The sequence below is a fragment of the Nocardia sp. NPDC050717 genome (assembly GCF_040654275.1).
Taxonomy (GTDB): domain Bacteria; phylum Actinomycetota; class Actinomycetes; order Mycobacteriales; family Mycobacteriaceae; genus Nocardia.
Genome location: NZ_JBFAHR010000021.1, coordinates 1 through 23,859 on the forward strand (window position 1 = coordinate 1; position 23,859 = coordinate 23,859).

General features: G+C 69.0%; 19 protein-coding genes. 9 read left to right on the forward strand and 10 right to left on the reverse strand.

The features are described from left to right. Window positions 1-211 precede the first annotated feature (211 nt). Window positions 212-667, forward strand: a complete 456-nt coding sequence (locus AB0H56_RS28955; RefSeq protein ID WP_110037933.1) for an NUDIX hydrolase — start codon at window positions 212-214, stop codon at window positions 665-667. After that, window positions 664-3,084: a DUF6049 family protein gene (locus AB0H56_RS28960; RefSeq protein ID WP_357169013.1), complete on the forward strand. Its 2,421-nt coding sequence runs from the start codon at window positions 664-666 to the stop codon at window positions 3,082-3,084. The genes AB0H56_RS28955 and AB0H56_RS28960 overlap by 4 nt, the downstream gene beginning before the upstream one ends. A 72-nt stretch (window positions 3,085-3,156) precedes the next feature. Here AB0H56_RS28960 and AB0H56_RS28965 read toward each other — a convergent pair whose 3' ends face one another. Continuing rightward, window positions 3,157-3,951: a hypothetical protein gene (locus AB0H56_RS28965; RefSeq protein WP_357169016.1), complete on the reverse strand. Its 795-nt coding sequence runs from the start codon at window positions 3,949-3,951 to the stop codon at window positions 3,157-3,159. 1,359 nt (window positions 3,952-5,310) lie between these two features. Between AB0H56_RS28965 and AB0H56_RS28970 the strand changes: the two genes are divergently transcribed. The 6 genes from AB0H56_RS28970 (at window position 5,311) to AB0H56_RS28995 (ending at window position 13,562) form a co-directional block, all read left to right on the forward strand. Beyond that, the gene (locus AB0H56_RS28970) at window positions 5,311-9,087 is read left to right on the forward strand and encodes a murein biosynthesis integral membrane protein MurJ (protein ID WP_357169019.1); all 3,777 of its coding nucleotides are present in this window, start codon (window positions 5,311-5,313) and stop codon (window positions 9,085-9,087) included. 321 nt (window positions 9,088-9,408) lie between these two features. Continuing rightward, window positions 9,409-9,966 carry an RNA polymerase sigma factor SigM gene (sigM, locus tag AB0H56_RS28975; RefSeq protein ID WP_357169022.1) on the forward strand — a complete coding sequence of 186 codons (558 nt, stop codon included), beginning with the start codon at window positions 9,409-9,411 and terminating at the stop codon, window positions 9,964-9,966. A 96-nt stretch (window positions 9,967-10,062) separates the two neighbouring features. After that, window positions 10,063-10,815 (forward strand): hypothetical protein, encoded by a 753-nt coding sequence (locus AB0H56_RS28980; RefSeq protein WP_357169025.1) that lies wholly within the window; start codon window positions 10,063-10,065, stop codon window positions 10,813-10,815. Between the two features lie 97 nt (window positions 10,816-10,912). Continuing rightward, window positions 10,913-11,899, forward strand: coding sequence for a thioredoxin-disulfide reductase (gene trxB, locus AB0H56_RS28985; protein ID WP_357169028.1), 987 nt, complete (start codon window positions 10,913-10,915; stop codon window positions 11,897-11,899). Window positions 11,900-11,932: 33 nt separating this feature from the next. Then, the gene (gene trxA / locus AB0H56_RS28990) at window positions 11,933-12,265 is read left to right on the forward strand and encodes a thioredoxin (protein ID WP_110037939.1); all 333 of its coding nucleotides are present in this window, start codon (window positions 11,933-11,935) and stop codon (window positions 12,263-12,265) included. Window positions 12,266-12,383: 118 nt separating this feature from the next. Beyond that, window positions 12,384-13,562 carry an N-acetylmuramoyl-L-alanine amidase gene (locus AB0H56_RS28995; protein WP_357169032.1) on the forward strand — a complete coding sequence of 393 codons (1,179 nt, stop codon included), beginning with the start codon at window positions 12,384-12,386 and terminating at the stop codon, window positions 13,560-13,562. A gap of 58 nt (window positions 13,563-13,620) precedes the next feature. Here the strand turns inward: AB0H56_RS28995 and AB0H56_RS29000 are convergent, their stop codons facing one another. From AB0H56_RS29000 to rpmH, 9 genes are all read right to left on the reverse strand, one after another. Then, a complete protein-coding gene (locus tag AB0H56_RS29000) occupies window positions 13,621-14,343 on the reverse strand; it encodes a GNAT family N-acetyltransferase (RefSeq protein WP_357169182.1) in 723 nt (240 codons plus the stop codon). A gap of 129 nt (window positions 14,344-14,472) precedes the next feature. Beyond that, entirely contained in the window at window positions 14,473-15,510 is a 1,038-nt protein-coding gene (locus AB0H56_RS29005; RefSeq protein WP_357169035.1) for a ParB/RepB/Spo0J family partition protein, read from the reverse strand. Between the two features lie 35 nt (window positions 15,511-15,545). Then, on the reverse strand, window positions 15,546-16,541 hold the full coding sequence (locus tag AB0H56_RS29010; RefSeq protein WP_357169038.1) for a ParA family protein: 996 nt from the start codon (window positions 16,539-16,541) through the stop codon (window positions 15,546-15,548). A 633-nt stretch (window positions 16,542-17,174) separates the two neighbouring features. After that, window positions 17,175-17,933, reverse strand: coding sequence for a 16S rRNA (guanine(527)-N(7))-methyltransferase RsmG (gene rsmG, locus AB0H56_RS29015; protein WP_357169041.1), 759 nt, complete (start codon window positions 17,931-17,933; stop codon window positions 17,175-17,177). Window positions 17,934-18,022: 89 nt separating this feature from the next. Beyond that, complete coding sequence (locus AB0H56_RS29020) at window positions 18,023-18,556, reverse strand: protein jag (RefSeq protein ID WP_357169044.1); 534 nt, start codon at window positions 18,554-18,556, stop codon at window positions 18,023-18,025. 24 nt (window positions 18,557-18,580) lie between these two features. After that, the gene (gene yidC, locus AB0H56_RS29025; RefSeq protein WP_357169047.1) at window positions 18,581-19,660 is read right to left on the reverse strand and encodes a membrane protein insertase YidC; all 1,080 of its coding nucleotides are present in this window, start codon (window positions 19,658-19,660) and stop codon (window positions 18,581-18,583) included. Window positions 19,661-19,664: 4 nt separating this feature from the next. Beyond that, a complete protein-coding gene (yidD, locus tag AB0H56_RS29030) occupies window positions 19,665-20,039 on the reverse strand; it encodes a membrane protein insertion efficiency factor YidD (protein ID WP_110037947.1) in 375 nt (124 codons plus the stop codon). Then, a complete protein-coding gene (gene rnpA, locus AB0H56_RS29035; protein WP_357169050.1) occupies window positions 20,036-20,455 on the reverse strand; it encodes a ribonuclease P protein component in 420 nt (139 codons plus the stop codon). Before rnpA ends, yidD begins: the two co-directional genes overlap by 4 nt. A 21-nt stretch (window positions 20,456-20,476) precedes the next feature. Beyond that, window positions 20,477-20,620, reverse strand: coding sequence for a 50S ribosomal protein L34 (gene rpmH / locus AB0H56_RS29040; RefSeq protein WP_071932098.1), 144 nt, complete (start codon window positions 20,618-20,620; stop codon window positions 20,477-20,479). A gap of 649 nt (window positions 20,621-21,269) precedes the next feature. Between rpmH and dnaA the strand changes: the two genes are divergently transcribed. Next, window positions 21,270-23,456: a chromosomal replication initiator protein DnaA gene (gene dnaA / locus AB0H56_RS29045; RefSeq protein WP_357169053.1), complete on the forward strand. Its 2,187-nt coding sequence runs from the start codon at window positions 21,270-21,272 to the stop codon at window positions 23,454-23,456. Window positions 23,457-23,859 lie beyond the last annotated feature (403 nt).

Consider the following 23,859-nt stretch of genomic DNA (forward strand, 5'->3'; position numbering starts at 1 on the left):
GTCGACCGGCTGATCAGGCGCCGGTGCGTAGGCGACGAAGGAGCAAGCACCGGTGCCTGATCGGCGGGACCAAGGGGCCGCGACCTCGAGCGCGCCAGCGCTCCAACAACACCGCTAAGCTGACTTGGTGTCTCCTCCGGCCGATCGCGCGAACAGTCGACGCCGCCAGCCGCGGCGCCGCGGGTCGGCGGGCAATGCCGGTAAGCCGCGGATGCGTACCGTGCGCGAAACCTCCGCGGGCGGCCTGGTCGTCGACGGGTTGGACGGCCCGCGTGAGCAGCGCTCCGCCGCGCTGATCGGGCGTACCGACCGCCGGGGGCGGCTGCTGTGGTCGCTGCCCAAGGGCCATATCGAGGAGGGCGAGACCTCCGAGCAGACCGCGATCCGCGAGGTCGCCGAGGAGACCGGGATCAACGGCGAGGTGGTCGCCGAACTGGGCAGTATCGATTACTGGTTCGTGACCGAGGGCCGTCGGGTACACAAGACCGTGCACCATTTCCTGCTGCGCTCGCTCGGCGGTGAACTCTCCGATGCCGACGTGGAGGTCACCCAGGTTGCGTGGGTTCCGTTGAGCGAGTTGGATTCCCGTTTGGCCTACGCCGACGAACGGCGGCTGGCCGAGGTGGCGAATCGGATGATCGACCGGATGGAGACCGGCAAGCGATGACGGGTGGACTGTTCCGGCTGATCACGGCGGTCCTGACCATCTTGGGTTCGGTGACGCTGCTCGGAGCGGTCGGGCACGCGCAACCGAACGGGTCGGGTACCACCGCGCCGAAGTTCCTCAAGCTGACGCTGGACGCGGTGGCGCCGGGGACGGTCACGACGAGCAGCGATTCGATCCTCACGGTCTCGGGCACCGTCACCAACATCGGTGACCGGGTCGTCGACGACGTGAGCGTGCGGGTGCAGCGTGCCGCCGCGGTGGACTCACCGAGCGGGCTGCGCAGTTCGCTGCGGCTCGATCAGGTGAACTACGAGGTCACCGGGCCGTTCCAGGATGTGGCCGAGCGGTTGAGTCCGGGTCAGCGCAAACAGTTCTCGGTGCGCATCGCGTTGCGGGCCGGCGGCGACGGCCCCTCGCTGGGGCTCACCGATCCCGGGGTGTATCCGCTGCTGCTCAATGTCAACGGCGAGCCCGCTTACGGCACGCAGGCCCGCCTCGACGACGCGCGCTTCCTGCTGCCCGTGCTCGGTCTGCCGCCGGTGGGCGGTGACGCCACCAGCGAACCGGTCGCCGCGCCGCCGCAGGCCTCGCCGGTGGCCACGACGATGATCTGGCCGCTGGCCGACCGGCCGCGGATGGTCGCGGGCAAGCCCGGCTCGGTGAACGCGCAGGCGGAGCTGCTCGACGACGAGCTGGCGGTCTCGGTCGGCAAGGGCGGGCGGCTGGAACAGCTGGTCGCCGCGCTGGAGACGGTCGCGCCCGGGCCCGGCCGGGAACGCGGGGTGGCGAACTCGGTGTGTATCGCGATCGACCCCGACCTGGTGTCGACCGTGCAGACCATGACCTACGGCTATCGCGTGCTGGCCAGCCCGTCCGATCCGGAGGGCGCCACCAGGGAGGGCACCGGGGCGGTCGCCGCCCAGGAGTGGCTCGACCGGTTGCGCGTACTGGCGAGCACGATGTGCACGGTGGCGCTGCCGTTCGCGCAGGTCGACGTCTCGGCGCTGGCGGCGGTGAACGATCCTGGCCTCTCGGCCAGGGCCCTGCAGGCGCCCGCCGACGTGGTGGACACCATTCTCAACACCCGGTCGCTGCGCGGGGTGAGCCTGCCCGATTCGGGTTCCATCGACGATCCGGCCGGGCTGCTGCTGCGCGGGCACGGGTACGGCACGGCGGTGCTGGCCAGCACGGCGGTCTCGGCCGACGGCGAGCCCACCGACACCGACAACGCGCTCACCTCGGCGCCGACGACGCTGGAACCCGGCGTCGTCGTCGGTGGGGAGGAGGCGGCGCCGGACGTCGTGCGGGTGCCCGGTGTGAGCGTCGACCCGCCCGCCAACGCGCCGGCCGGGACCGATCCCGCGCTGCGCGTGACGACCTTCGACATCTGGTCGGCGACGGCGCTGGCAGCGGTCGGCTCGAACCCGCCGACGCCCTCGTTCACGCCGTCCAAGGTGCGTTTCGACGTGACCAACGATTCGCGCGCCGCCCGGTTGCAGGACGCGCTCGGCGCGATGGCGTGGACGGCGCTGAACCCGTCGCCGGATCGCCCGCGCTCGCAGCTGCTCATGCCGCCGCAGCAGTGGGGCGCGAGCCGCGAAGAGGGCGTCGCGCTGCTCAAGCACATCGAGCTGCTCACCAAGAACAACCTGGCCGGGCCGCGCAGCTTCGCCGACCTCGTCGCCCAGGGGCCCGACCCGCGTCCGTTCGCCCTCGAATACCTGCCGCGGGCGGCGCAGGACGCGGCTCCCGAACGTTTCGTCCCGCCGATCCAGGCCCAGGGCGCGCGGATCACCGAGCTCATGCGCGCGCTGGTCGAGCTGCCGGAATCCGAGCTCACCCCACACGCCTATATGACGCCGGTCCGGGAGGACCTGCTGCGGGCGCTGAGCCTGTCCGACCGCAGAGCCGACGACGACACCCAGGCCGATCTGCACGCCCAGCGCCGGATCGATCAGGCCACCCGCGAACTGGACACGATGTTCGGCGCGGTCTCGGTGCTGCCGCCGGGCGGGGTGTACACGCTGGCCTCGGAACAGAGCCCGCTGCTGCTGGTGGCCCGCAACAATCTGCCCGTCGCGATCAGGGTGCATTTCAAGATCGAGGCGCCCGCCGAGACGAACATCACCGATATCGGCGAACAGCTGCTTCCACCGTCGGGGACCAGGTCCTTCCAGATCCCGACCGAGGTGAGCGACAGCCGTAAGCTGGTGATTCCGATTTCCCTTACCACGCCCGAAGGGGTAGCGCTAGGAGAGCCGACATCGGTCTCGGTGCGTTCGAACGCCTACGGACAGGCCTTGGCCATAATTACGGCATGTGCCGCGATACTGCTGTTGCTGTTGGCCGGGCGCCGGCTCCTGCGCCGGTTCCGCGGTCAACCCGACCCCGCCGACGAGGGGTTCGAACGACAGTGAACGCCACCGCCTGACACGCGGGCGGGGGACCATGGCAGACAAGGACGAGAGTGGCACGGGTGAGCGAAACGCTCACCGGACCGGCGGGCATCGCGGGTTACGCCGGGTACAGGAGGCATGATGGGCGACGATGATTCCGCTCATCGGCACGACCACGACGATGATCGCGACGGACCGGCGCAGCGCCACGCGCCCGTCGCGCCGTGGGAGCGTGGGATGACGGCCGGGGAGCGCGATGTCGCCGGGTCGCGGCCGGGTGAGCCGCCGTTCGAGCGGCCACGTCAGCCGGGGGAGCCCGGTCCTCGTCTGCCCATGCCCGGTCAGCCCGGCGAGCCGAACCGTCCGCCCTATGGCGACCGCCCCGGGCAGGGTCTCGGCGACGGCGGTGCTTTCGGCGAGCACCCACGGCCCGTGCCCGGCAATGCGTCCCGAGCCGGCCGACCCGGCGACTCGTTCCTGCCCGGCGGGAACCGACAGAGCGGAAGTCCGGGCCACAGCTTTCCGCCCGGCAGTACCGGGCGACCAGGCGATATCTACAGCTCCGGCGAACCCCCACAGGGTGGATCGGGTCACCCAGGCGGCGCCTTCCAGCCCGGCGATGCCGGGCGACCAGGCGATATGTTCCGCTCCGGCGAACCTGCGGACGGCAGGCCAAGTCGGCCCGGTCGCGCGCCGCAGCCCGGCCGGTCGGGTGAACTTCCCCGCGTACAGCTGCCCGGTCAGCCTGGGGAGTTCGCGCACCGCCCCGGTACCGCCGACCATGCGGGCGAGTCCGCGCGGCAGCAGCACCGCGGCCAGCGCCCGGCTCCCGGCCAGTCCGGCGAGTTCCCCCGCCAGCGCCCGCTGCCCACTGGGCCGGAGGGCCAACCGGGCTATCCGAGTCCCGGCGACGAGGCCCGAATCGTCTCCGATGCCGACGGCGAGACCACCCGCTATACGCCTGCCTTCGAGGGTCAACGCCCGGCACAGTCACCCCGGCCCGCGCCGGGTGCTTGGCAGTCCGGCGAATTCCCCACGCAGCGCCCGGGTCCGCCCGCGCGCCCGCTGCCGGGCGCCGAGGGCGAGCCGGCGCGCTACGCGCAACCCTTCGAGGGCCAACGCCCCGCACAAGCGCCTCGCCCCGCGCCTGGATCGGCAGGGCAATCCGGCGAGTTCCCCCGGCAGCGCCCGGGTCAGCCTGGGCACCCACAGCATGGTGACCAGCGCGGTCGCCTACTTCCTGGCGCCGAGAACCAGCCCGGCGGCTCCCTGCCCGGTGCTGACAGTCGGGTCGGCCGCCCGGTGCCGAGTAACGACGAGACCACCCGCTATCTGCCGGGATTCGACGAACAGCCGCCGTACGCGACGCCGGGAGCAGTAGAGCGGCACCCCGACCGATCTGTGCGCCCCGGGCTGGAGACGGACGGTCCCACCAGTTACCGGGAGCCCGGTGCCGAGCGCGGCCGCTCCTTGCCCGGCGCCGGGAATCAGCCCGGACGTCCACTGCCCGGTCCCGAGGACGAGACGACCCGCTATCGGCCGGGGGTCGACGGACAGCGTCCCGCGCAGTCGCCGGGAGCCGGCAGCCGGCAGGGCGGTCGCGGCCATTCGGCACCCGGATCAACGCCCGCATCGGGTGAGTTCCCGCAGCAACGCCCCGGCCAGCCCCGGCCCGCCCCCGGCTCGGCAGCGCAGTCCGGCGAGTTCCCGCAGCAGCAGCCCGGCCGACCGCCGCAACCTGCCCCCGGTTCAGCTGGGCAATCCGGCGAGTTTGCGCGGCAGCGTCCCGCCCAGCCTCCGCGATCCGCCGCGGCCTTCCACGACGGCTCCGGAGAGTTCCCGAATCAGGCACCCGGCGGGCAGGTCCCGCCGGGCGAGCGAGGACGGCCACCAGGGACCGAACGGCGCAACCAGCCACCCGGCGCGGAGTTCGGCGACCGCCCGCAGCGGCGGCCAGGGCAACCACCTCGGCCCGCGGGCGGGGCGGAGTCCGGTGAATTCGCGCAGCCCGGTCGGCCGGCACGACCCGGAGACCCGGGGCCGCCGCGTGGCGCGCAGTCCGGGGCGATTCCGCGGCAGACTCGCGGTGAGTTCGACGGTGGTCGGCAGCAGCAAGGCGCGGACCAGCGATTCGCACGGCCCGACGCGCCGAATCGAGCCGGTGCGCCCGGCGACCGTGGCTACAGCGCGGCGAGTCCGGCTGAACGAGAGCGTCGTGGCGCCGCCGCGCGTGCTTCGTATCCGGGCATGCCGGGGACCCCGGTCGACCGTGCCGACTCCGGCCGCCGCCGACCCGCCGTCGACGAGCTGGCGGCCGCCAAGACGCAGAAGATCGCCCGGCGGCAACCGGTCGCCACCGAGAAGCCCGCCGCCCCGCAGAGCGCCAACGCGAAACTGCTCAAGGACTCCGGGTCGATCGCGATCGCGACGCTGATCAGCCGCATCACCGGTTTCGCCAAGCAGTTGTTGCTGCTGACGGTGCTCGGTCCGGCGGTCGCCTCGGCGTTCATCTCCGCCAACCTGATCCCGAACATGATCGCCGAGCTGGTGCTCGGCGCTGTCCTGACCGCGATCGTGGTGCCGACCCTCGTACGCGCCGAACAGGAGGACGCCGACGGCGGTGCCGCGTTCGTGCGAAGACTGGTGACCGCGGCGTTCACCGTGTTGTTCGTCGCGACGGTGCTGACCCTGGCGGCAACCCCCGTCCTCGCCGGTCACATCCTGGTCGACTCGGACGGCAAGGTCGACACCAACCTGACGATCGCGCTGACCTATCTGCTGGCACCGGCGATTCTGTTCTATGGCATGTCAGCGCTGTTCACGGCCATCCTCAACACCCGGCAGGCGTTCAAACCGGGCGCCTGGGCACCGGTGCTCAACAACCTGGTCGCCCTCACGGTCCTCGCCGCCTACGCGTTGACCCCCGGCGAGATCACCTTCGATCCGGTGCGGATGAGCGATCCGAAGCTCTTGGTGCTCGGCCTCGGCATCACCGCCGGTGTGGCCACCCAGGCGCTGAGTCTGCTGCCCGCGATCCGCAGGCACGGCATCAATCTGCGACCGCTGTGGGGTGTCGACGCCCGGCTCAAGCAGTTCGGCAAGATGGGCGCCGCGATCATCCTGTACGTGCTGATCAGCCAGACCGGCCTGGTCGTCGCGAACAACATCGCCTCCGCCGCCGACGAAGCGGGCCCGGCGATCTTCGCCAACGCGTGGGCGCTGCTGCAACTGCCCTACGGCGTCCTCGGCGTCACCCTGCTGACGGCGATCATGCCGCGGCTCAGCCGAAACGCCGCCGCCGACGACACGCCCGCGGTGGTCGACGACCTCTCCGTGGCCACCCGGCTCACGATGATCGCGCTGATCCCGGTGGTCACCTTCATGACGCTGGCCGGCCCGACGATCGGCGAGGCCCTGTACGGCTACGCCCGGTTCTCCGGCGACGCCGAACGCCTCGGCGCCGCGGTCAGCTGGTCGGCGTTCTCGCTGATCCCGTACTCGCTCGTGCTGATCCATCTGCGCGTGTTCTACGCCCGCGAACAGGCCTGGACCCCCACCTGGATCATCCTCGGCATCACCACGATCAAGATCCTGTTCTCGGCCCTGGCCCCGGTCCTGGCGCGCGACAGCGACGACGTGGTGATCATCCTCGGCGTCGCCACCGGCCTGGGCTTCACGGCGGGCGCGATCATCGGCGGCGTGCTGCTGCATCGCAGCCTCGGCGATCTGCGCATGTCCAATGTTGGCCGCACGGTCACCCGGGTGCTGCTCGCCTCGGTGGCCGGTGGCGCGGTGATGCTGATCGTGGACACCGTCACCCGGATGGATCACCTCTCCGGTGGTCCCGCCTCGCTGCTGCGGGTCACCGTCGGCGCGCTGGTGATGTTCTCGGTGGCGTTCGGGCTGATGCGCCTGGCCGGTATCCCGGAGGTCGTGGCGATCACGGTCGCGATCTCGCGCAAGCTCGGCATCACGCCGCCCGCGCCGGATCTCGGCCTGGACGACACACCGTCCGACGACATCTACGCGACCACCGTCCTGCGGCGCCCCGATACCTACGCCTTCCCCGCGTACGGGCACTCCATGGACACCCAGACGATGGTCCTGCCCGTGATCCGACCCGGCGCTGTTGACATCACCGGTCAGGCACAGTTCCCGTACGCTGTTCGGCAGACCGATGGCGATTATCCGGCCGAAGGAGGACCGAGGGTGAGCGATGACGCGGTGGGCGGAGTCCCGGCCGCCGATTCTGCGGCGCGCGCAGCAGGAGGTATGTCCACCGACGTCTCGCCCGCTGCGGCGGACAAGGCAGGATCCGCGCCCGACGACGCGCCCGAGGACAGCGAGAATCCGCAGGTCGAAGGACCCGCTGGCGACAACGGCGAGCCCGATGCCCCGCACGCGGCCATGCCGCCGCACGATCCGACGCACGACACCGGCATGCTGCCGATCCCGCCGCAGGTGCCGCCGTCGGCGAACCGCGCGCAGCGTGGGCCGAAGCTGATCCCGGGCGCGTCGGTGGCGGGCGGTCGCTATCGGCTGCTGGCGAGTCACGGCGGCGCGCGTGGGCTGAAGTTCTGGCAGGCGCTCGACATCAAGCTCGACCGCGAGGTCGCGCTGACGTTCGTCGACGCCGATCAGAAGTCGGGTGAGAACTCCGGGCACGACGGCCCGCAGGCCATCCTGTCGCGCACGCTGCGGCTCGGCCGGATCAACTCGCCCGGCCTGGCAAGGGTGCTGGACGTGGTGCGCGGCAGTTCGGGCGGCATCGTGGTGGCCGAGTGGACGCCGGGTCGCTCGCTGCGCGAGATGGCCGAGACGGTCCCCTCGCCGATCGGCGCGGCCAGGGCCATCAGGGCGCTCGCCTCGGCGGCCGAGCTGGCGCATCGTGGCGGCGGCTCGCTCTCGATCGACCATCCGGATCGGATCAGAATCAGCGCCTCGGGCGACGCGGTGCTCGCGTTCCCCGGCACGCTCGGCGATTCCGACGCCCAGTCCGATGTGCGCGGCCTCGGCGCGATGCTCTACGCGCTGATCACGGCGCGCTGGCCGATCCGGGTCGGCGGTGTCACCGGCACGGCCGCCACGATCGGCGGCCTGCGGCTGGCCGATTTCGGGCCCGACGGCACGCCGGTGGAGCCGCGCCAGATCCGGCCGGAGGTGCCGTTCGAGATCTCGGCCGTCGCGGTGCGCTCGCTCGAGTCGAACAAGGGCGTCCGGACCGCGGCCACCGTGCAGCACGTGCTGGAACAGGCCTCGGTCGTCGACCAGAAGACCGATTTCATCCCGGTGCTGCGGCTGGGTCAGCGGGCGGTCGCCGGCGGACCCGATTCGCTGGCCGATCCGGAGCTGCTCGCCGCCGAGCGCGAACGCTCCAAGCGGATGATGTGGATCATGGTCGGCCTCGGCGTGCTCGCCGCGCTGGTCGTCGGCATCCTGATCTGGTGGATGGTCAGCATCTTCGCGCCCGGCGCCTCGGACAAGCCACTGGACGAGCAGATCAACATCGGCCTCACGTCGAGCGTCGCGCCGCCGAGTGCGGCCGCGGTGCCCGCCGAGGGGACCTCCGTCGCCCCGCCGACCAGTGTCCCGGTGCCCGTCACCGGGGCCGCGGTGTTCTCTCCGGAGGGCACCCCGGACGGCGCGGCGACGGCGGGGGCCGTGCTCGATCAGAACCCGGCCACGGTGTGGCGCACCGATCAGTACTTCCAGCAGTTCCCCGCCCTCAAGAAGGGCGTGGGCCTGCTGGCCACGCTGCCCACCCCGGCGAAGCTGACCAACGTCTCGATCACCTCGCCCAGCGCGGGCAGCACGGTCGAGATCCGCACCTCGCCGACCGAGGCGCCCACGCTCGACCAGACCCAGCTGATCGGCTCCGCGAAGCTCGGTGAGGGCGTCACCGACATCGCCGTGCAGACCGATCAGGCAGCTCGTTTCGTGCTCGTGTGGATCACCGGGCTGGCGAATTCCGGCGGTCAGTTCCAGACCGCGATCGCCGACGTCCGCCTCGACGCCGCGCCGTAGCCAACCCATCTCCCACCGCTATCAGCGCAGGTGGCCGCGTGATTCCGCCGCGGACGCCGACGTTGACCGAACTGCGGTCCGGTTGGTGCGCAATTGTTATCGACGATATGATCTAGCAGCGCTCTCGGCAGGGAGCTACCCAGGATCTGTCCACGTCGGTCCTGGACGCCGCGTTGTAGTCAGGTGATGGATCGGCCTCGTTCGCCGACGTGAAGTCGCCGTAATGAGCGCTGTCCAAGGGGTCAGGTGTTGCCGGAAGTCAACGAGCAAGTCCGCGGGGGGACACGGCAGGTCGCCGCAGACCGCGATCGCTCGTTCGTCTTGGCGAACGGCAGCGACAAGGAACTGCTGGCCGCCCACGTGCGCGGGGTGCCGCACGCGTTCGCCGAACTGCTCGGCAGGCACAAGGATCACCTGTGGCAGACCGCGCTGCGCACCTCCTACAACCGCGAGGACGCCGCCGATTCGCTGCAGGACGCGCTGCTGTCGGCGCATCGCACGGCGAGCTCGTTCCGCGCCGAGGCCGAGGTCCGCAGCTGGCTGCACGCCATCGTCGTCAACGCGTGTCTGGACCGGATCAGGCGCAACAAGACGCGCCGGGCGATCTCGCTGCTGCCGGAGACCATGCCGGAGGCCGTCGAGCCCCGTGACGTCTTCGCCGAGTACGAACTCACGACCGTGGTGGAGGAAGCCCTGTTCACGCTGCCGGAGGAGCAGCGGCTGGCGCTGGTGATGGTCGAGATGGAGGGACGCAGCGTGGCCGAAACCGCGGTCGCGCTCGGCGTGGCGGAGGGCACGATCAAGAGCAGATGCGCCCGAGCGCGCGTACGTTTGCAAGAACGTTTGGAATTTTTCCGGGATCCAGGGAACCGGATCTAGCCCGGATGCGTCATTAACAGTGACGAACAAGTCAGCGATGTAAATCCTGCGATCCGATATCGACAGAACAGGGGAGGTGCGAGGGTGTCTCGATCCGTGCCGCAGCCTCCGTTCCCGTCGGAACTGCTGGCCGATCTGCATGCCGACAACCTCGCGCCCGAATTGCGTGAGCAACTGTGGCCACAGGTCAGCACCGACCCAGACGCGCTGCACTACCTGAATCAGCTCGACGAGGTGAACGCCCACCTCCGCAAGCTCGGCGCCGACGACAGGGTCGTGCATCGCATGCCCGACGATGTCGCCGACCGCATGTTCCGTTTCGTCGCCGAACTCGACGCTGGCGATGGCCCGACCGACCGCATCACGCCGATGTCGCTGGTCCCGCCCGCCATCGAAGCCGCAGCGCCACCGCCGCCGATCTCCCTGGCACAGCGCCGATCCCGCCGCCGGATGGGCCTGCTCGCCGCGGCCGCCGCCACCGTCGCGGTGCTCGCCGGCGCCGGTGCGGTCGTCGAGACGCTCGACTCCACCGGCGGCACCCCCACCGCGGCGCCGCTCATCGAACCCGACGGCACGGGCGACGACCTCACCGCCGCGGCCGCGCTCAGCGCCCTCGGCAAGCGCGAGGTGCGTGGTCCGCTGGCCGACGAGGCGGCGCTCACCCGCTGCGTCGTGGCCAACGGTGTCGACCGCGCCGTGCTCGGTGCGTCGAGCATCACCTTCCGCGGTACCGACGCGGTACTCGTGCTCGTGCTCGGGCCGGAGCCACCGACCATCACCGCGCTGGTCGTCGGGCCCGGCTGCGGCACCGGCGCGCCCGAACAACTGGCGCTGCGCGATATCGGTTGAGCGCGCTGCTTCCCGGGCAGTGCCGTCACTCCGGGAACAACACCGTTTAGGCTGTTGTTGACCGACACGTCCCCAGCTTGTCTTTCGGAAGGGCCCCATGAGCACGCCAGTTCGCGACCTGATCATCGTCGGCTCAGGACCCGCCGGCTACACGGCCGCCGTCTACGCCGCCCGCGCCGAGCTGCAGCCGCTCGTCTTCGAAGGCACCCAGTTCGGTGGCGCCCTGATGACCACCACCGAGGTGGAGAACTTCCCCGGCTTCCGCGAGGGCATCATGGGCCCCGACCTGATGGAGCAGATGCGTGAGCAGGCCAAGCGTTTCGGCGCCGACCTGCGCACCGAGGACGTCGATGCGATCGACCTGTCCGGCACCATCAAGAAGGTGACCGTCGGTGACGAGACCTTCGAGGCCTACGCCGTGATCCTCGCCATGGGCTCGGCCGCCCGCTACCTGAATGTGCCGGGGGAGCAGGAGCTCCTCGGCCGTGGCGTCAGCGCCTGTGCCACCTGCGACGGCTTCTTCTTCAAGGGCCAGGACATCGTGGTGGTCGGCGGCGGCGACTCGGCCATGGAGGAAGCGACCTTCCTCACCAAGTTCGCGGCCAGCGTCACCATCGTGCACCGCCGCGAGGAGTTCCGCGCCTCGCGCATCATGCTCGAGCGCGCCAAGGCCAACGAGAAGATCAAGTTCGCGCTCAACGCCGAAGTGGTGAAGGTAAACGGCGAGACGAGCGTCACCAGCCTGACCCTGCGCGACACCCGCACCGGCGAGGAGTCCGAGCTCGCCGCGACCGGCCTGTTCGTCGCCATCGGCCACGACCCGCGCAGTGAACTGGTCAAGGGCCAGGTCGCGCTCGACGGCGAAGGCTATGTGCGGGTGAACGATCCGGGCACCGCCACCGATGTGGCCGGCGTGTTCGCCGCGGGCGACCTGGTCGACCACACCTACCGCCAGGCGATCACCGCCGCGGGGACCGGCTGCCGCGCCGCGATCGACGCCGAGCGCTGGCTCGCCGAGCAGGGCGACATCACCGCCAACACCCTCGCCAACGCCGACGGCGCGGCCGCGGTGTCCGCCAACTGATTTCGAGTACTGAGTTCCACCTAGGAGACACCCATGGCCGAGAGCGCCAACACCATCACCGTCACCGACAAGTCCTTCGCGGATGACGTCCTGCTCAGCGAGAAGCCGGTGCTGGTCGACTTCTGGGCGGACTGGTGCGGCCCGTGCAAGATGGTCGCCCCCGTGCTCGAGGAGATCGCGGGTACCCACGCCGAGAAGCTGACGATCGCCAAGCTCGACACCGAGGCCAACCCGGCCACCGCGCGCGACTACCAGATCCTGTCCCTGCCGACCATGATCCTGTTCCAGGGCGGCAAGCCGGTGAAGCAGATCGTCGGCGCGAAGGGCAAGGCGGCCCTGCTGCGCGAACTCGATGGTCTGATCTGATAACCCACCTCCTACCGGCCGACGCGCCGTAGGATGCCTGGACCCGGGATTCCCGCAATAGCGCCCGGGTCTGAGACAATCGAGGCTACGCTCCGGCCGAAGGAAAGGGCTCTCACGCATGCACCGACTTCGTCACGGCGATTCAGGACCAGCCGTCGCAGAGGTTCGGAGCACCCTCGCAAGCCTCGGCTTCCTGCATCCGCCCCACGGCGACTACTGGAAAGACACCGACGCGGAGTTCGACCGTCCGCTGGACTCCGCGGTACGCGCGTTCCAGCAGCAGCGCGGTCTGCTCGTCGACGGTGTGGTCGGTCCGGCGACCTACCGCGCGCTGAAGGAAGCCTCCTACCGCCTGGGTGCCCGCACGCTGATCTATCAACTGTCCGCCCCGCTCTACGGTGACGACGTGGCCACCCTGCAGCGCAAGCTGCAGGACCTCGGCTTCTACGTGCACCGCGTGGACGGCTATTTCGGCCCGCACACCCACGACGGCCTCAGCGCGTTCCAGCGCGAGATCGGTTTGGCCGCCGACGGTATCTGCGGTCCCGACACCTTGCGTTCGCTGGATCTGCTCGGCGCCCGCGTGACGGGTGGCAACCCGCATCGCATCGCCGAGGAGGAAGTGGTGCACCGGGCGGGCCCGCAGCTCACCGGCAAGCGGATCGTCATCGATCCCGGTTTCGGTGGCGCCGACAAGGGTTTCGCGGTGCCGACCGAATTCGGTGACGTCTACGAGTCGGAGATCCTGTGGGACCTCGCTTCCCGGCTCGAGGGCCGCATGGCCGCCACCGGCATGGAGACCTTCCTGTCCCGGCCCTGGGGCGCCAACCCCTCCGATGTGGAACGCGCCGAGACCTCCAACGCGTTCGATGCCGATCTGATGATCTCGCTGCGCTGCGCCACCAGTGACAATCCGTCCGCCAACGGCGTGGCCGGCTTCTACTGGGGCAACTCGCACGGCTCGGTCTCGATGATCGGTCAGGTGCTGGCCGGCTTCATCCAGCGCGAGGTCGTCGCACGGGCTTCCGTGCAGGACTGCCGCACCCACCAGCGCACCTGGGATCTGCTGCGCCTCACCAAGATGCCGACCGTGCAGGTCGACCTGGGCTACCTCACCAACGAGTACGACGCCTCGGTCCTCACCAACCCGCGCATGCGCGACGTGATCGCCGAGGCCATCCTGATCTCGGTGAAGCGGCTGTACCTGCTCGGCCAGGACGACCAGCCCACCGGCACCTACACCTTCGCCGAGCTGCTCGCCGAAGAACTGGCCGCCGCCGACGCGGGCAACGCCTGACCGATCCCGAAACGACAACGGCCCCCGCCTTTCGCGGGGGCCGTTGTCGTTGGTGCTACTACGCGCCGACCCGCGCCGGGGGAGCCATCGACGCGGCGGCGAGCAACTGATCGAGCGCGCGCTCGACGTCTTCCTTCCAACCGTGGTCGGAGTCGAGCTCCAGCCGCAACCGGGGGAAGCGGTGATGCGGGGCCACCACCTCGAAGCCGACATCGGTGAGGAAGTCGGCGTCGATCATGCATGTCTCGGGCGTGCAGTGCGTCGACGCGGCGGGATCGCGCAGCGGGGCCGCGATCCGTTCCATCAGCCGCATGGAAGACCCGAGGCCGCGATCGGCCAGCGAGCTCGTCGCCGGGCCGTTGCGAATCCCGAACGCCTCCAACGCCCGCACGCCACGGCGGACCAGATCGGCCACCACGCCCTGGATGAGCCGATCCGCTACATCGGCCTCCTCGTAGGGGAATTCGGCGTGCAGCGTGGTCAGCAGGACCGCGTCCGGGCTCACGGGGGAGGTGGGGAACAGCGTCGACCGCGGCACGGCGCTCGGGGGCGAGTACAGCGCGCACCCGGCGATGTTGTTGTCGACGTGCGCCACCTGGCCGCACGATCCCCATTCGAGCATCACGGTCGACAGCCAGGCTTCCTTTTCGAAGACCGGATCGCTGAAGGCCTGGGAGTCGGCGGCGACAGCCGGATCGAGCTCCCAGAACACACACCGCCGGGTGTGCGCCGGGAGCTGATCGAGTCCGTCGAGAGTCAATGCTGTGACGCTGGTCGACACCGCTCTGCTCAGCCTCCAGCTGTCCGATTCATCCACGCTCACGACTCCGCCTCGCTGGCGCTCACGTCACATCACTATCCACAGTAATGCCGCCTCTTTCAATTGTGTAGAACGGCCGGAAGTGCCCCGTCACAGTGACGTTTCAGGGCCGGATTGCTCCATCAGCGCCACAATGCGCTCGAGATCTTCGACGGAACCGAACTCGACAACGATCTTGCCCTTACGCTTGCCGAGGCTGACCGTGACCCTGGTGTCGTAGGAACCCGACAGCCGCTCGGCCACTTCCTGCAGACCCGGCATGTGGATCGGCTTGCGTTTCGGCGCCGGGGGAGCGACCTCCGAGGGATTGCGGTTGGCCAGCGTCACCGCTTCCTCGGTGGCCCGAACCGACAACCCCTCGGCGACGATCCGCGCCGCCAACACTTCCTGTGCGTCGGCTCCGGCATCCAGACCGAGCAGCGCCCTGGCATGTCCGGCCGAGAGCACCCCGGCGGCCACCCGACGCTGCACGGGGATCGGCAGCTTCAGCAATCGGATCATATTCGTCACCACGGGCCGGGAGCGACCGATTCGCGAGGCCAGTTCCTCGTGGGTGACGTCGAATTCCTCGAGCAGCTGCTGATAGGCGGCCGCCTCTTCGAGGGGGTTCAACTGCACGCGGTGGATGTTCTCCAGCAGCGCGTCACGGAGCATCGAGCCGTCGGCGGTGTCGCGGATGATCGAGGGGATCGTCGCCAGGCCGGCCTCTTGGCACGCGCGCCACCGGCGCTCGCCCATGACCAACTGAAACTTGTCGACGCCCGGCTCGACGCGGCGCACGACGATCGGCTGCATCAGACCGAACTCGCGGATCGAGTGCACCAGCTCCGCCAGCGCCTCTTCCTCGAAGACCTGACGCGGCTGCTTCGGGTTCGGCTCGATCTGCTCGGCCGGAATCTCGCGGTAGACCGAGTCGCCGGGGGAGACCAGCTCGGCTTCCGGCTCGACCTCGGACTCGGTGGCGTCGGGTACCCGATGCAGGAACGCCTCGGCGGGCTGCGGGCCGATCGGGTTGATCCCGATGACGCTCGCCGCCGCACTGCTGAGCCCCGGCGCCGTCGCCGCCGGACCCGTCGGGATCAGTGCGGCCAACCCGCGCCCGAGACCGCCCTTTTTCGCCTGACTCATCGGCTACCGATCCCTTCTTCGTTCCAACACAACCACTACGACGCGTCCTGACGGACCTGAGCGCGCGCGGCGAGCTCGCGGCCCGCGTCCAAGTAGCTCATCGCACCGCGGGAGCCTGGATCATAATCGAGCACGGTCATCCCGTAGCCCGGCGCCTCCGACACCTTCACACTGCGCGGAATCATCGACTTGAGCACCACGTCACCGAAGTGGTTGCGCACTTCCTCGGCGACCTGGTCGGCCAGCTTGGTGCGACCGTCGTACATCGTCAGCAGCACGGTCGAGACGTGAAGTTCGGGATTCAGGTGCGCCTGCACGAGACCGATATTGCGGAGCAGCTGACCCACGCCCTCGAGCGCGTAGTACTCGCACTGGATCGGGATCAGCACCTCCTTGGCGGCCACGAGCGCGTTCACCGTGAGCAGCCCGAGGGAGGGCGGGCAGTCGATCAGGACGTAGTCGATGTCGTAGCCCGCGAGGGCCGCCTCGTGAATGGCCGTCTTCAGACGCCCCTCGCGGGCGACCATCGAGACGAGTTCGATCTCGGCGCCGGCGAGGTCGATCGTGGCCGGAATGCACAGCAGTCGCTCGCCGTGCGGGCTCACCTGGATCGCGTCCTTGACCGACACCTCGCCGATCAGCAGCTCGTAGCTGGACGGGACACCGGAGTGGTGGGCCACCCCCAGCGCCGTGCTCGCGTTGCCCTGCGGGTCGAGATCGACGACGAGAACCGTCATCCCCTGGTGCGCTAGTGCCGCAGCGAGATTGACCGTGGTCGTCGTCTTACCGACGCCGCCCTTCTGGTTCGCGATGGTGATGATCCGTTGCTCGCGAGGTTTCGGCACAGTGACCTTTCCTGGATGGAGAATCTGGCTGGCGCGTTGCGCTTCCGCCGCGATCGGGGTCTCGGCCGGGGAGATATTCCCGAAAGGAGTGTTCCCGAACGTCTCCGCGTCGAAGTTGCTGGAGTCCAGCATCCCCGGAACCCGCGACGCTGTTTCCCGTGAAACATTCACCGGACCGCTCGACATAGACAGCTCCTAACCCGAGAAACTTCAGATCACGTTCTCCCGACCGAGCGTCGGCGCCGTGTCATCACAAACAAGATCGGCGTAGCGTCCGTCCACAACTCCGGTGAATCTTCGCGCACACGCCCGACTCTGAACAGCTTGCCAGCCCCGCGACAGTTAGGAAAGCTGAATCGCGGCACGCCGGGAAGGACACACCCAAAGTCACGCAATTCACTCGCCCGATCGATGTTTCACGGGAAACAGGGGAGTGGGGGTGGGTGAAATCCACTGGACCGCCATGGCTTCTGTCCGCAGACCCAGCCAGGCATCGAGCCGGTTCCAGATCAATGGAGGCCCAGGGAAGAGACCTTTACCTATCAGCCGCAAACAGAGAACGAGAACGGGCGCCAGCCGAATGTCCTTCAGCAGAACAGGCATCCATCCGCACGCGCTCTAATCGTCAGCACGCCGCGAGATTTCGTTGAGCCACCATCCAGCGGCGGCATCCACGTTCCACGTGAAACACTCCGGCAGGCAGATTGCGACGACCCGAAGTGATCACCCGAATTCGACCCGACGTGGCCGTAAGCAAACTACCCTCAGCAAATTTCGTCACGTTACGAAACGGGAATTTCGAGTACGCGCGATCGGGAGTCAGGCAGACCCGGCCTCGCGACGCTTCCGCGCCTTCTTCTCCGCACCCGCGGCCTTCCGAGCACTCCGTCGCGTCGGGCGCTCGCCCCGGGGGAGCAGCTCGGCATTGATCACCAGAGTCGGGACTTCGACGATGCCCGCGCCGCAGCCCACCACTCGCAGATCCGTCGCGCCATCCCGGATCAGCTCGGCGCCGTCGCGCTCGAGCTCCTCGGCCGCACTCGTTCCCTTGAGTGCGAGCATCCGACCGTGATCACGGAGGAGGGGGAGGGACCAGTGCGCGAGTTTCGCCAAGGGGGCGACCGCGCGCGAGGTGACGACATCCGCGCCGCCGGCTTCCTTGATCACTCCGGACTGCTCCGCCCGCCCGCGCACGACAGTGACGTTCTGCAACCCCACCTCGTCGATGAACTCGCTCAGGAACACGGTCCGCCGCAGCAGCGGCTCGACCAGAGTGATCCGCAGATCCGGCCGGGCGATCGCCAGCGGGATGCCGGGGAGCCCCGCGCCGCTGCCGACGTCGACGACCGACGCACCCTCTTCGATCAGCTCGCCGACCACCGCGCAGTTGAGGATGTGACGTTCCCAGAGCCGGGGAACTTCACGGGGGCCGATGAGTCCGCGCTCGACACCCGCGGAGGCGAGGGCCGCGCAGTAGTGGCGGGCGAGGTCCAGGCGCTCACCGAAAACCCGCGCGGCGGCGGCCGGGGGTTCCAGCTCGGCGGACAGCGCACCCAGTTCTCGTTCCACGTGAAACATCCTTCCGAGTGTGGTCGGTCGCAAGAGGGCATGAATAAGGCCCCCGGTCCGAGACCGGAGGCCTGATTCTTGGTCGCGGCGGAATCAGCCTACTCGGGCAATACCACCACGTGGCGATTCGGCTCGACACCTTCGCTCTCGCTGACCACGCCATCGATCTCGGCGACGGCGTCGTGCACGATCTTGCGCTCGAACGGAGTCATCGCCGACAGCGCCTCGGGCTTGCCCGACTCCAGCACCCGCTTCGCGGCGGCGGTGCCGAGCTCGCTCAGATCGGTCCGGCGCTGCGCACGCCAGCCGGCCACGTCGAGCATCAGCCGGCTGCGGACGCCGGTCGCCTGCTGCACGGCCAGCCGGGTCAGTTCCTGGAGCGCGTCGAGGACTTCGCCGTTGCGCCCGACGAGCTTGGTCAGATCGCGGCCGCCGTCGATGCTCACGACGGCGCGGTCGCCCTCGACATCGAGGTCGATATCGCCGTCGAAGTCGAGCACGTCCAGCAGCTGCTCGAGGTAGTCGCCCGCGATCTCGCCCTCTTCGATCAACGCCTCCTCGGCGTCGTTCGCGACGTCAACAGTCGTCGACACGGTGGCGTCCCCTCCGTCGGTCTCGGTCTCAACAGTCATTGGATTCCTCTATCTGCTCGCGACTCAGCGCTTACGCTTCTGGTTCGCCCGACCACGGTTGCCCGGCCGCTTCTGGCCACCGGGGCGACGCTGACCACCACCCTGCTTGGCGGTCTGCTTGGTGCCGTTGGTCGCGGCGGTGCCGTTCGTCGTCTGGGTATCGGCATCGGCGGTGGCGTCCTGCGGACGCTTACGGACGTCGACCGGCTTGGCTCCCGGCTTCGGCGCGTTCTGGGCGCGCTGCTCCAGCTTCTTCGCCTTCTTCGCTTCCTCTTCCTTCTCCATCCGGCCGAACACGAGGTGCTGCTGACCGTAGGTCCAGATGTTGTTGGCCACCCAGTAGAGCAGGATGCCGATCATCAGGAAGGGGCCACCGACCATGACGCCGAGCGGGAAGACCCACAGCGACAGCTTGTTCATGATCGCGGCCTGCGGGTTGGCGGCGGCCTCCGGCGTCTGACGCTGCACCGAGGCGCGGGCGTTGAAGTGCGTCGCCACACCGGCGATCACCATCAGCGGGATCGCGACGAGCGCGATGCTCAGCCGGGTCGGCGTGCCACCCCAGTCGGCGAAGCCCTCGAGTTCGTTCTGCGGGGCGGTGATGAAGGCGGCGATCGGAGCGCCGAAGATCCGGGCGCTCAGGAACGACTGGACGTCGGCCGCGGAGAAGATGTAGTTGCCGAGATTGGCGTTCTCTTCCGGCGTCAGGCCGAGCTGGCCGAAGCCGTGGCCGGTGCGGTTGAACGAGCGCAGCACGTGGAACAGACCGAGGAACACCGGCACCTGCACCAGGACCGGCAGACAGCCCATCAGCGGGTTGAAGCCGTGTTCCTTCTGCAGCTTCTGCATCTCCCGCGCCATGGTCTCGCGGTCGTTCTTGTACTTCTTCTGCAGCTCCTTGATCTGGGGCTGCAGTTCTTGCATCTGCTTGGTGGTGCGCACCTGCTTGACGAACGGCTTGTACAACACGAGCCGCAGCGTGAAGACCAGGAAGACGATGGCGAGGGCCCAGGTGAGCCCACTGTCGGCCCCGAACACAAAGCCGAAGGCCTTGTGCCAGAACCACAGAATCGCGGATACCGGCCAATAGATGATGTCGAGCACGGCTCTAGGTACTCCCGTCGTTCGTATCGCCGATCAGCGCGGGCGATGACTTTGTGCAGTGTCCATTACGCATGCTCGGGCGGCCTGCGTGGTCACGCTCCGCTTCCGCCTCCGGCCGCTGACCTCTCATGCGGGCTTTCGACCCGCGCTCAGGCACGGGATCCCACCCTCCAGGGTGCCAGGGCGCGCACTTGGCCAGGCGCACCACCGTCAGTGCCGATCCGACGACCAGTCCGCGGGTGCGCAGGGCGGTCACCGCGTACTCGCTACAGGTCGGGGTGAACCGGCAGATCGGCATCCGGGTGGGGGAGACATAGGTCCGGTACAGCTCGATCAGGAAGATCAGCGCGTTCGCGGGTAACCGGGCGATGCTTCTCATCGCCGCTCACCGGCCGGGGTGCGACCGAGCGCGGGCTCCGGTGCGCTTCGCAAGCCGAGCTTGCGGAGACCGGTGCGCAGCTGGCGCAGCAACTCGGCGGAGTCGGCGGTCGCCGCGCCGGGCAGCGCCCGGATCACGACATCGGTATCGGCGGGCAGTTCGTCGACGATCTGGGCGCACATATGACGCAGGCGGCGGGCCACCCGGTGGCGAACCACCGCGTTTCCCACCGCCTTGCTCACAATCAACCCGAACCGCGGACCGCCTACCCGGATCAGGGAATCGACAGCGGCGACATCGTCGTACGTGTGCGTGAGCGCGTGTACGACGAGATCTCGCCTCCCGATTCGCTGACCGCGGCGCACCGTGCGGGAGAATTCGGCACGGTGGTGCAACCGATACGGCTCAGGCAACACCCGAGCGTCCGACTGACGCGATCAGGCAGTCAGTTCGGAACGGCCCTTACGGCGACGCGCCGAAACGATGGCGCGACCCGCACGGGTACGCATCCGGAGGCGGAAGCCGTGCACGCGCGCCCGACGACGGTTGTTCGGCTGGAACGTCCGCTTGCCCTTGGCCACGGTCAACACTCCTCGAGTTGGTGGGCACCGTTCGGTACCCGAAGTCTGTTCGGTGATTCGGTGTCTGCGCAGCGACCGCGGTCAACACGCAGAAAGCCTTGGCGATCGGCGTGCAGCACGGAGCCGCCACCGCGCCAAGGGGTGACTGTACGAGGGTACTGATACCGCTACGCAGGGTCAAACTCGGCCCCCAGGCAGGTGCGCCAGGCACGGTGTCCAGGCTACCGGACCTCCGTTTCGCGCCACGAGTCGGCCCGACCTGCGACGACACGCCCGGGCGCCACTCACGCAGCGGGGAACTTTTCGTGAGTTCCTCCACACCTCTGGCCTTCCGCGGCGAGGGCCGCTAACCTCTGTAGCCGGGGGATTGCTGAAGAACCGCAGGTCCAGCCCCATTCACTGCCACACGCTGGCAGATCTCCTCTATCCCCAGGTTTGTCCACATCTGTGGATAATTGTGTGGAAAGACGGCCGGAGTGGCATATTCGTAGGGCCGACGGTGCCCGCGCCGCAGTCCGCATTCTGGGACCGCACGGCGTTCGAACCGGCTTCGGTTGTGCGCAGGATCACTGGATTTCACCTGGTCACAGGTGGTTACTTGCGTGCGCCCGGCCGTGGGCCCCAACAACCGGTCCGGGGAGGACGCTGCATGGACGACGAGCAGAACGTGCTGGCCACCGTATGGCCTGAGGTGGTCGCCGAGCTCACCACCGGCTCCGCCGACGGCGCCATTCCGGCGGTCAGCCGCGCGCAGCAGGCTTGGCTGAAGCTGGTGAAACCGCTCACCGTCGCCCAGGGCTTCGCGTTGCTGTCGGTTCCGTCCTCGCTGGCGCAGGAGGCGATCGAGCGCGATCTGCGCGAACCGATCCTGCGTTCGCTCGGTCGCAGACTCGGTCCGCAGGTGGAGGGACTCGGCGTCCGCATCGCCGCGCCGAGCCCGGCCGCGGGGGAGCGGACCGGTTCCTCGCCGCGGCACGCCAGGATGACCAGCCGCCCGGAACGCCCGCGCGAACCGGTGCGCCCGCCGTCCGGCTACCCCGGCCCCGATTTCTCCGTGCCCGACTACGCCGCGCGCGGTGAGTACGGCCGTCCGCGCTACGGCGCGGGCGAGTACAACGGCGAGTACGGCAACGACTACCCGTCCGGCTCGGAGTATCCGGCAGGCGGCGACTACGGCAACAGCTACGGCGGCCGCGAATTCCCCGCCCAGTCCGGGGAGTACGGCGATCGGCCCGACTACTCCGGTCACCGGGAGTACCAGCCCGAATCGGAGTACCGCCAGCCCGAACCCGAATATCAGCAGCAGCCCGAGTACGCCCAGGCTCCCGAGTACGCGCCGGCGCCGGACTACACCCAGAACCCGGACTTCCAGCCCGACCGCGCCGAGTTCCCCGGCACCGACTTCGAGCCGACGGCCGTCTACCCGGTGCCCGACTTCGCCAACGGCGAGTTCGGCGGACGCGGCGACTTCCGTGGCGCCCGTCCCGAACAGCGTCAGCCCGATGCCGCGCCGCCCACCCGGCGCGAGCAGTCCGGCTCGCCGCGGCGCGAGCACATCCCGCCCGGCCAGGAGTCTCTGTTCACGCCCGACCCGCCGCCGCAGCGCGCGCCGAACCGGAGCCGCCCGCAGCAGGACGAACCCGTCGCCGCGCGCGCCGAGGACACCGTCGCCGAACCGGCGCAGGAACCGATGCGCCCCGGCACGCCGGGCGCCGACCCCGTCGACGACGAACCGGTGGTCGATGCCCGCAACAACTGGCCGACCTACTTCAACAAGTCGCCCGAGGCGCCGCCGCAGGCCTCGTCCTCGGCGAGCCTGAACGCCAAGTACACGTTCGAGACCTTCGTCATCGGCGCGTCCAACCGGTTCGCGCACGCCGCGGCGGTCGCGATCGCGGAGGCGCCGGCGCGGGCGTACAACCCGCTGTTCGTCTGGGGCGCTTCGGGATTGGGCAAGACGCACCTGCTGCACGCGGCGGGGCACTACGCCCAGCGCCTGTTCCCCGGCATGCGGGTGAAGTACGTGTCCACCGAGGAATTCACCAACGACTTCATCAACAGCCTCAGGGACGACCGCAAGGTCGCGTTCAAGCGGCGCTACCGCGAGACCGACATCCTGCTGGTCGACGACATCCAGTTCATCGAGGGCAAGGAAGGCATCCAGGAGGAGTTCTTCCACACCTTCAACACCCTGCACAACGCGAACAAGCAGATCGTGGTCTCCTCGGACCGCCCGCCCAAGCAGCTGGCGACCCTGGAGGAGCGGCTGCGCACGCGCTTCGAGTGGGGCCTGATCACCGATGTGCAGCCACCGGAGCTGGAGACCCGCATCGCGATCCTGCGCAAGAAGGCGCGGATGGACCGGCTCGACGTGCCGCACGACGTGCTCGAGCTGATCGCCAGCCGGGTGGAGCGCAACATCCGCGAGCTCGAGGGTGCGCTGATCCGGGTGACGGCCTTCGCCTCGCTGAACGGCCAACCGCTCGATCTCTCTCTGGCCGAGGTGGTGCTGCGGGATCTGATGCCCGACACGGCGGCGCTGGAGATCAACGCGGCGACGATCATGGCCGTCACCGCCGAGTACTTCAATACGACGCTCGAAGAACTCACCGGTCCCGGCAAGGCGCGTCCGCTCGCTCAGGCCCGCCAGATCGCGATGTACCTGTGCCGTGAACTCACCGATCTGTCGCTGCCCAAGATCGGCCAGGCCTTCGGTCGCGACCACACGACGGTGATGTACGCGGAGAAGAAAGTGCGCAAGGAGATGACCGAGCGGCGCCGCGTCTACGACCAGGTGCAAGAACTCACAGCCCGAATCAAACAGCGCTCGCGCTGATTTCATCCACACCCTCGAACACCGCCCTGACCTGGGGCGGTGTTCTTTTTTGCCCTGTGGATTCCTCGAGGAGTCCCTGTGGAGTCCTCGAGGAATCCACCGGTTGACGCACAGGTCCTGGGGACCGATCTGGGGGTGTTCGCTCACAGGCAGTTGTCCACATCGTCCACAGGCTCATCCACTCACAGCCGCGCGGCGGTCCCCACCTGCGACGGCGCCGGATCGGGCCTGTGGATTCCTCGAGGAATCCGTGTGGACTCCTCGAGGAATCCACCTGGTTGCCACCACCCTGCCCCCGCGTGTGAACAACAGGGTGAATCCGGTGGAACAACTCGAGGACTACTCGAGGATGAAAATGGGACAACTTCGCGCGTCCACAGACGCCGTCGATTCATCCTCGAGA

What these genes read in the sequence shown, in the direction of transcription:
- AB0H56_RS28970 (WP_357169019.1), top strand. Translation starts at nt 5,311, where the DNA reads ATGCCGGGGACCCCGGTCGACCGTGCCGACTCCGGCCGCCGCCGACCC.
- dnaA (WP_357169053.1), top strand. Translation starts at nt 21,270, where the DNA reads ATGGACGACGAGCAGAACGTGCTGGCCACCGTATGGCCTGAGGTGGTC.
- AB0H56_RS28960 (WP_357169013.1), top strand. Translation starts at nt 664, where the DNA reads ATGACGGGTGGACTGTTCCGGCTGATCACGGCGGTCCTGACCATCTTG.
- AB0H56_RS28955 (WP_110037933.1), top strand. Translation starts at nt 212, where the DNA reads ATGCGTACCGTGCGCGAAACCTCCGCGGGCGGCCTGGTCGTCGACGGG.
- yidD (WP_110037947.1), bottom strand. Translation starts at nt 20,039, where the DNA reads ATGAGAAGCATCGCCCGGTTACCCGCGAACGCGCTGATCTTCCTGATC.
- AB0H56_RS29010 (WP_357169038.1), bottom strand. Translation starts at nt 16,541, where the DNA reads ATGTCGAGCGGTCCGGTGAATGTTTCACGGGAAACAGCGTCGCGGGTT.
- trxA (WP_110037939.1), top strand. Translation starts at nt 11,933, where the DNA reads ATGGCCGAGAGCGCCAACACCATCACCGTCACCGACAAGTCCTTCGCG.
- AB0H56_RS29020 (WP_357169044.1), bottom strand. Translation starts at nt 18,556, where the DNA reads ATGACTGTTGAGACCGAGACCGACGGAGGGGACGCCACCGTGTCGACG.
- AB0H56_RS29005 (WP_357169035.1), bottom strand. Translation starts at nt 15,510, where the DNA reads ATGAGTCAGGCGAAAAAGGGCGGTCTCGGGCGCGGGTTGGCCGCACTG.
- AB0H56_RS28995 (WP_357169032.1), top strand. Translation starts at nt 12,384, where the DNA reads ATGCACCGACTTCGTCACGGCGATTCAGGACCAGCCGTCGCAGAGGTT.
- rsmG (WP_357169041.1), bottom strand. Translation starts at nt 17,933, where the DNA reads ATGTTTCACGTGGAACGAGAACTGGGTGCGCTGTCCGCCGAGCTGGAA.
- trxB (WP_357169028.1), top strand. Translation starts at nt 10,913, where the DNA reads ATGAGCACGCCAGTTCGCGACCTGATCATCGTCGGCTCAGGACCCGCC.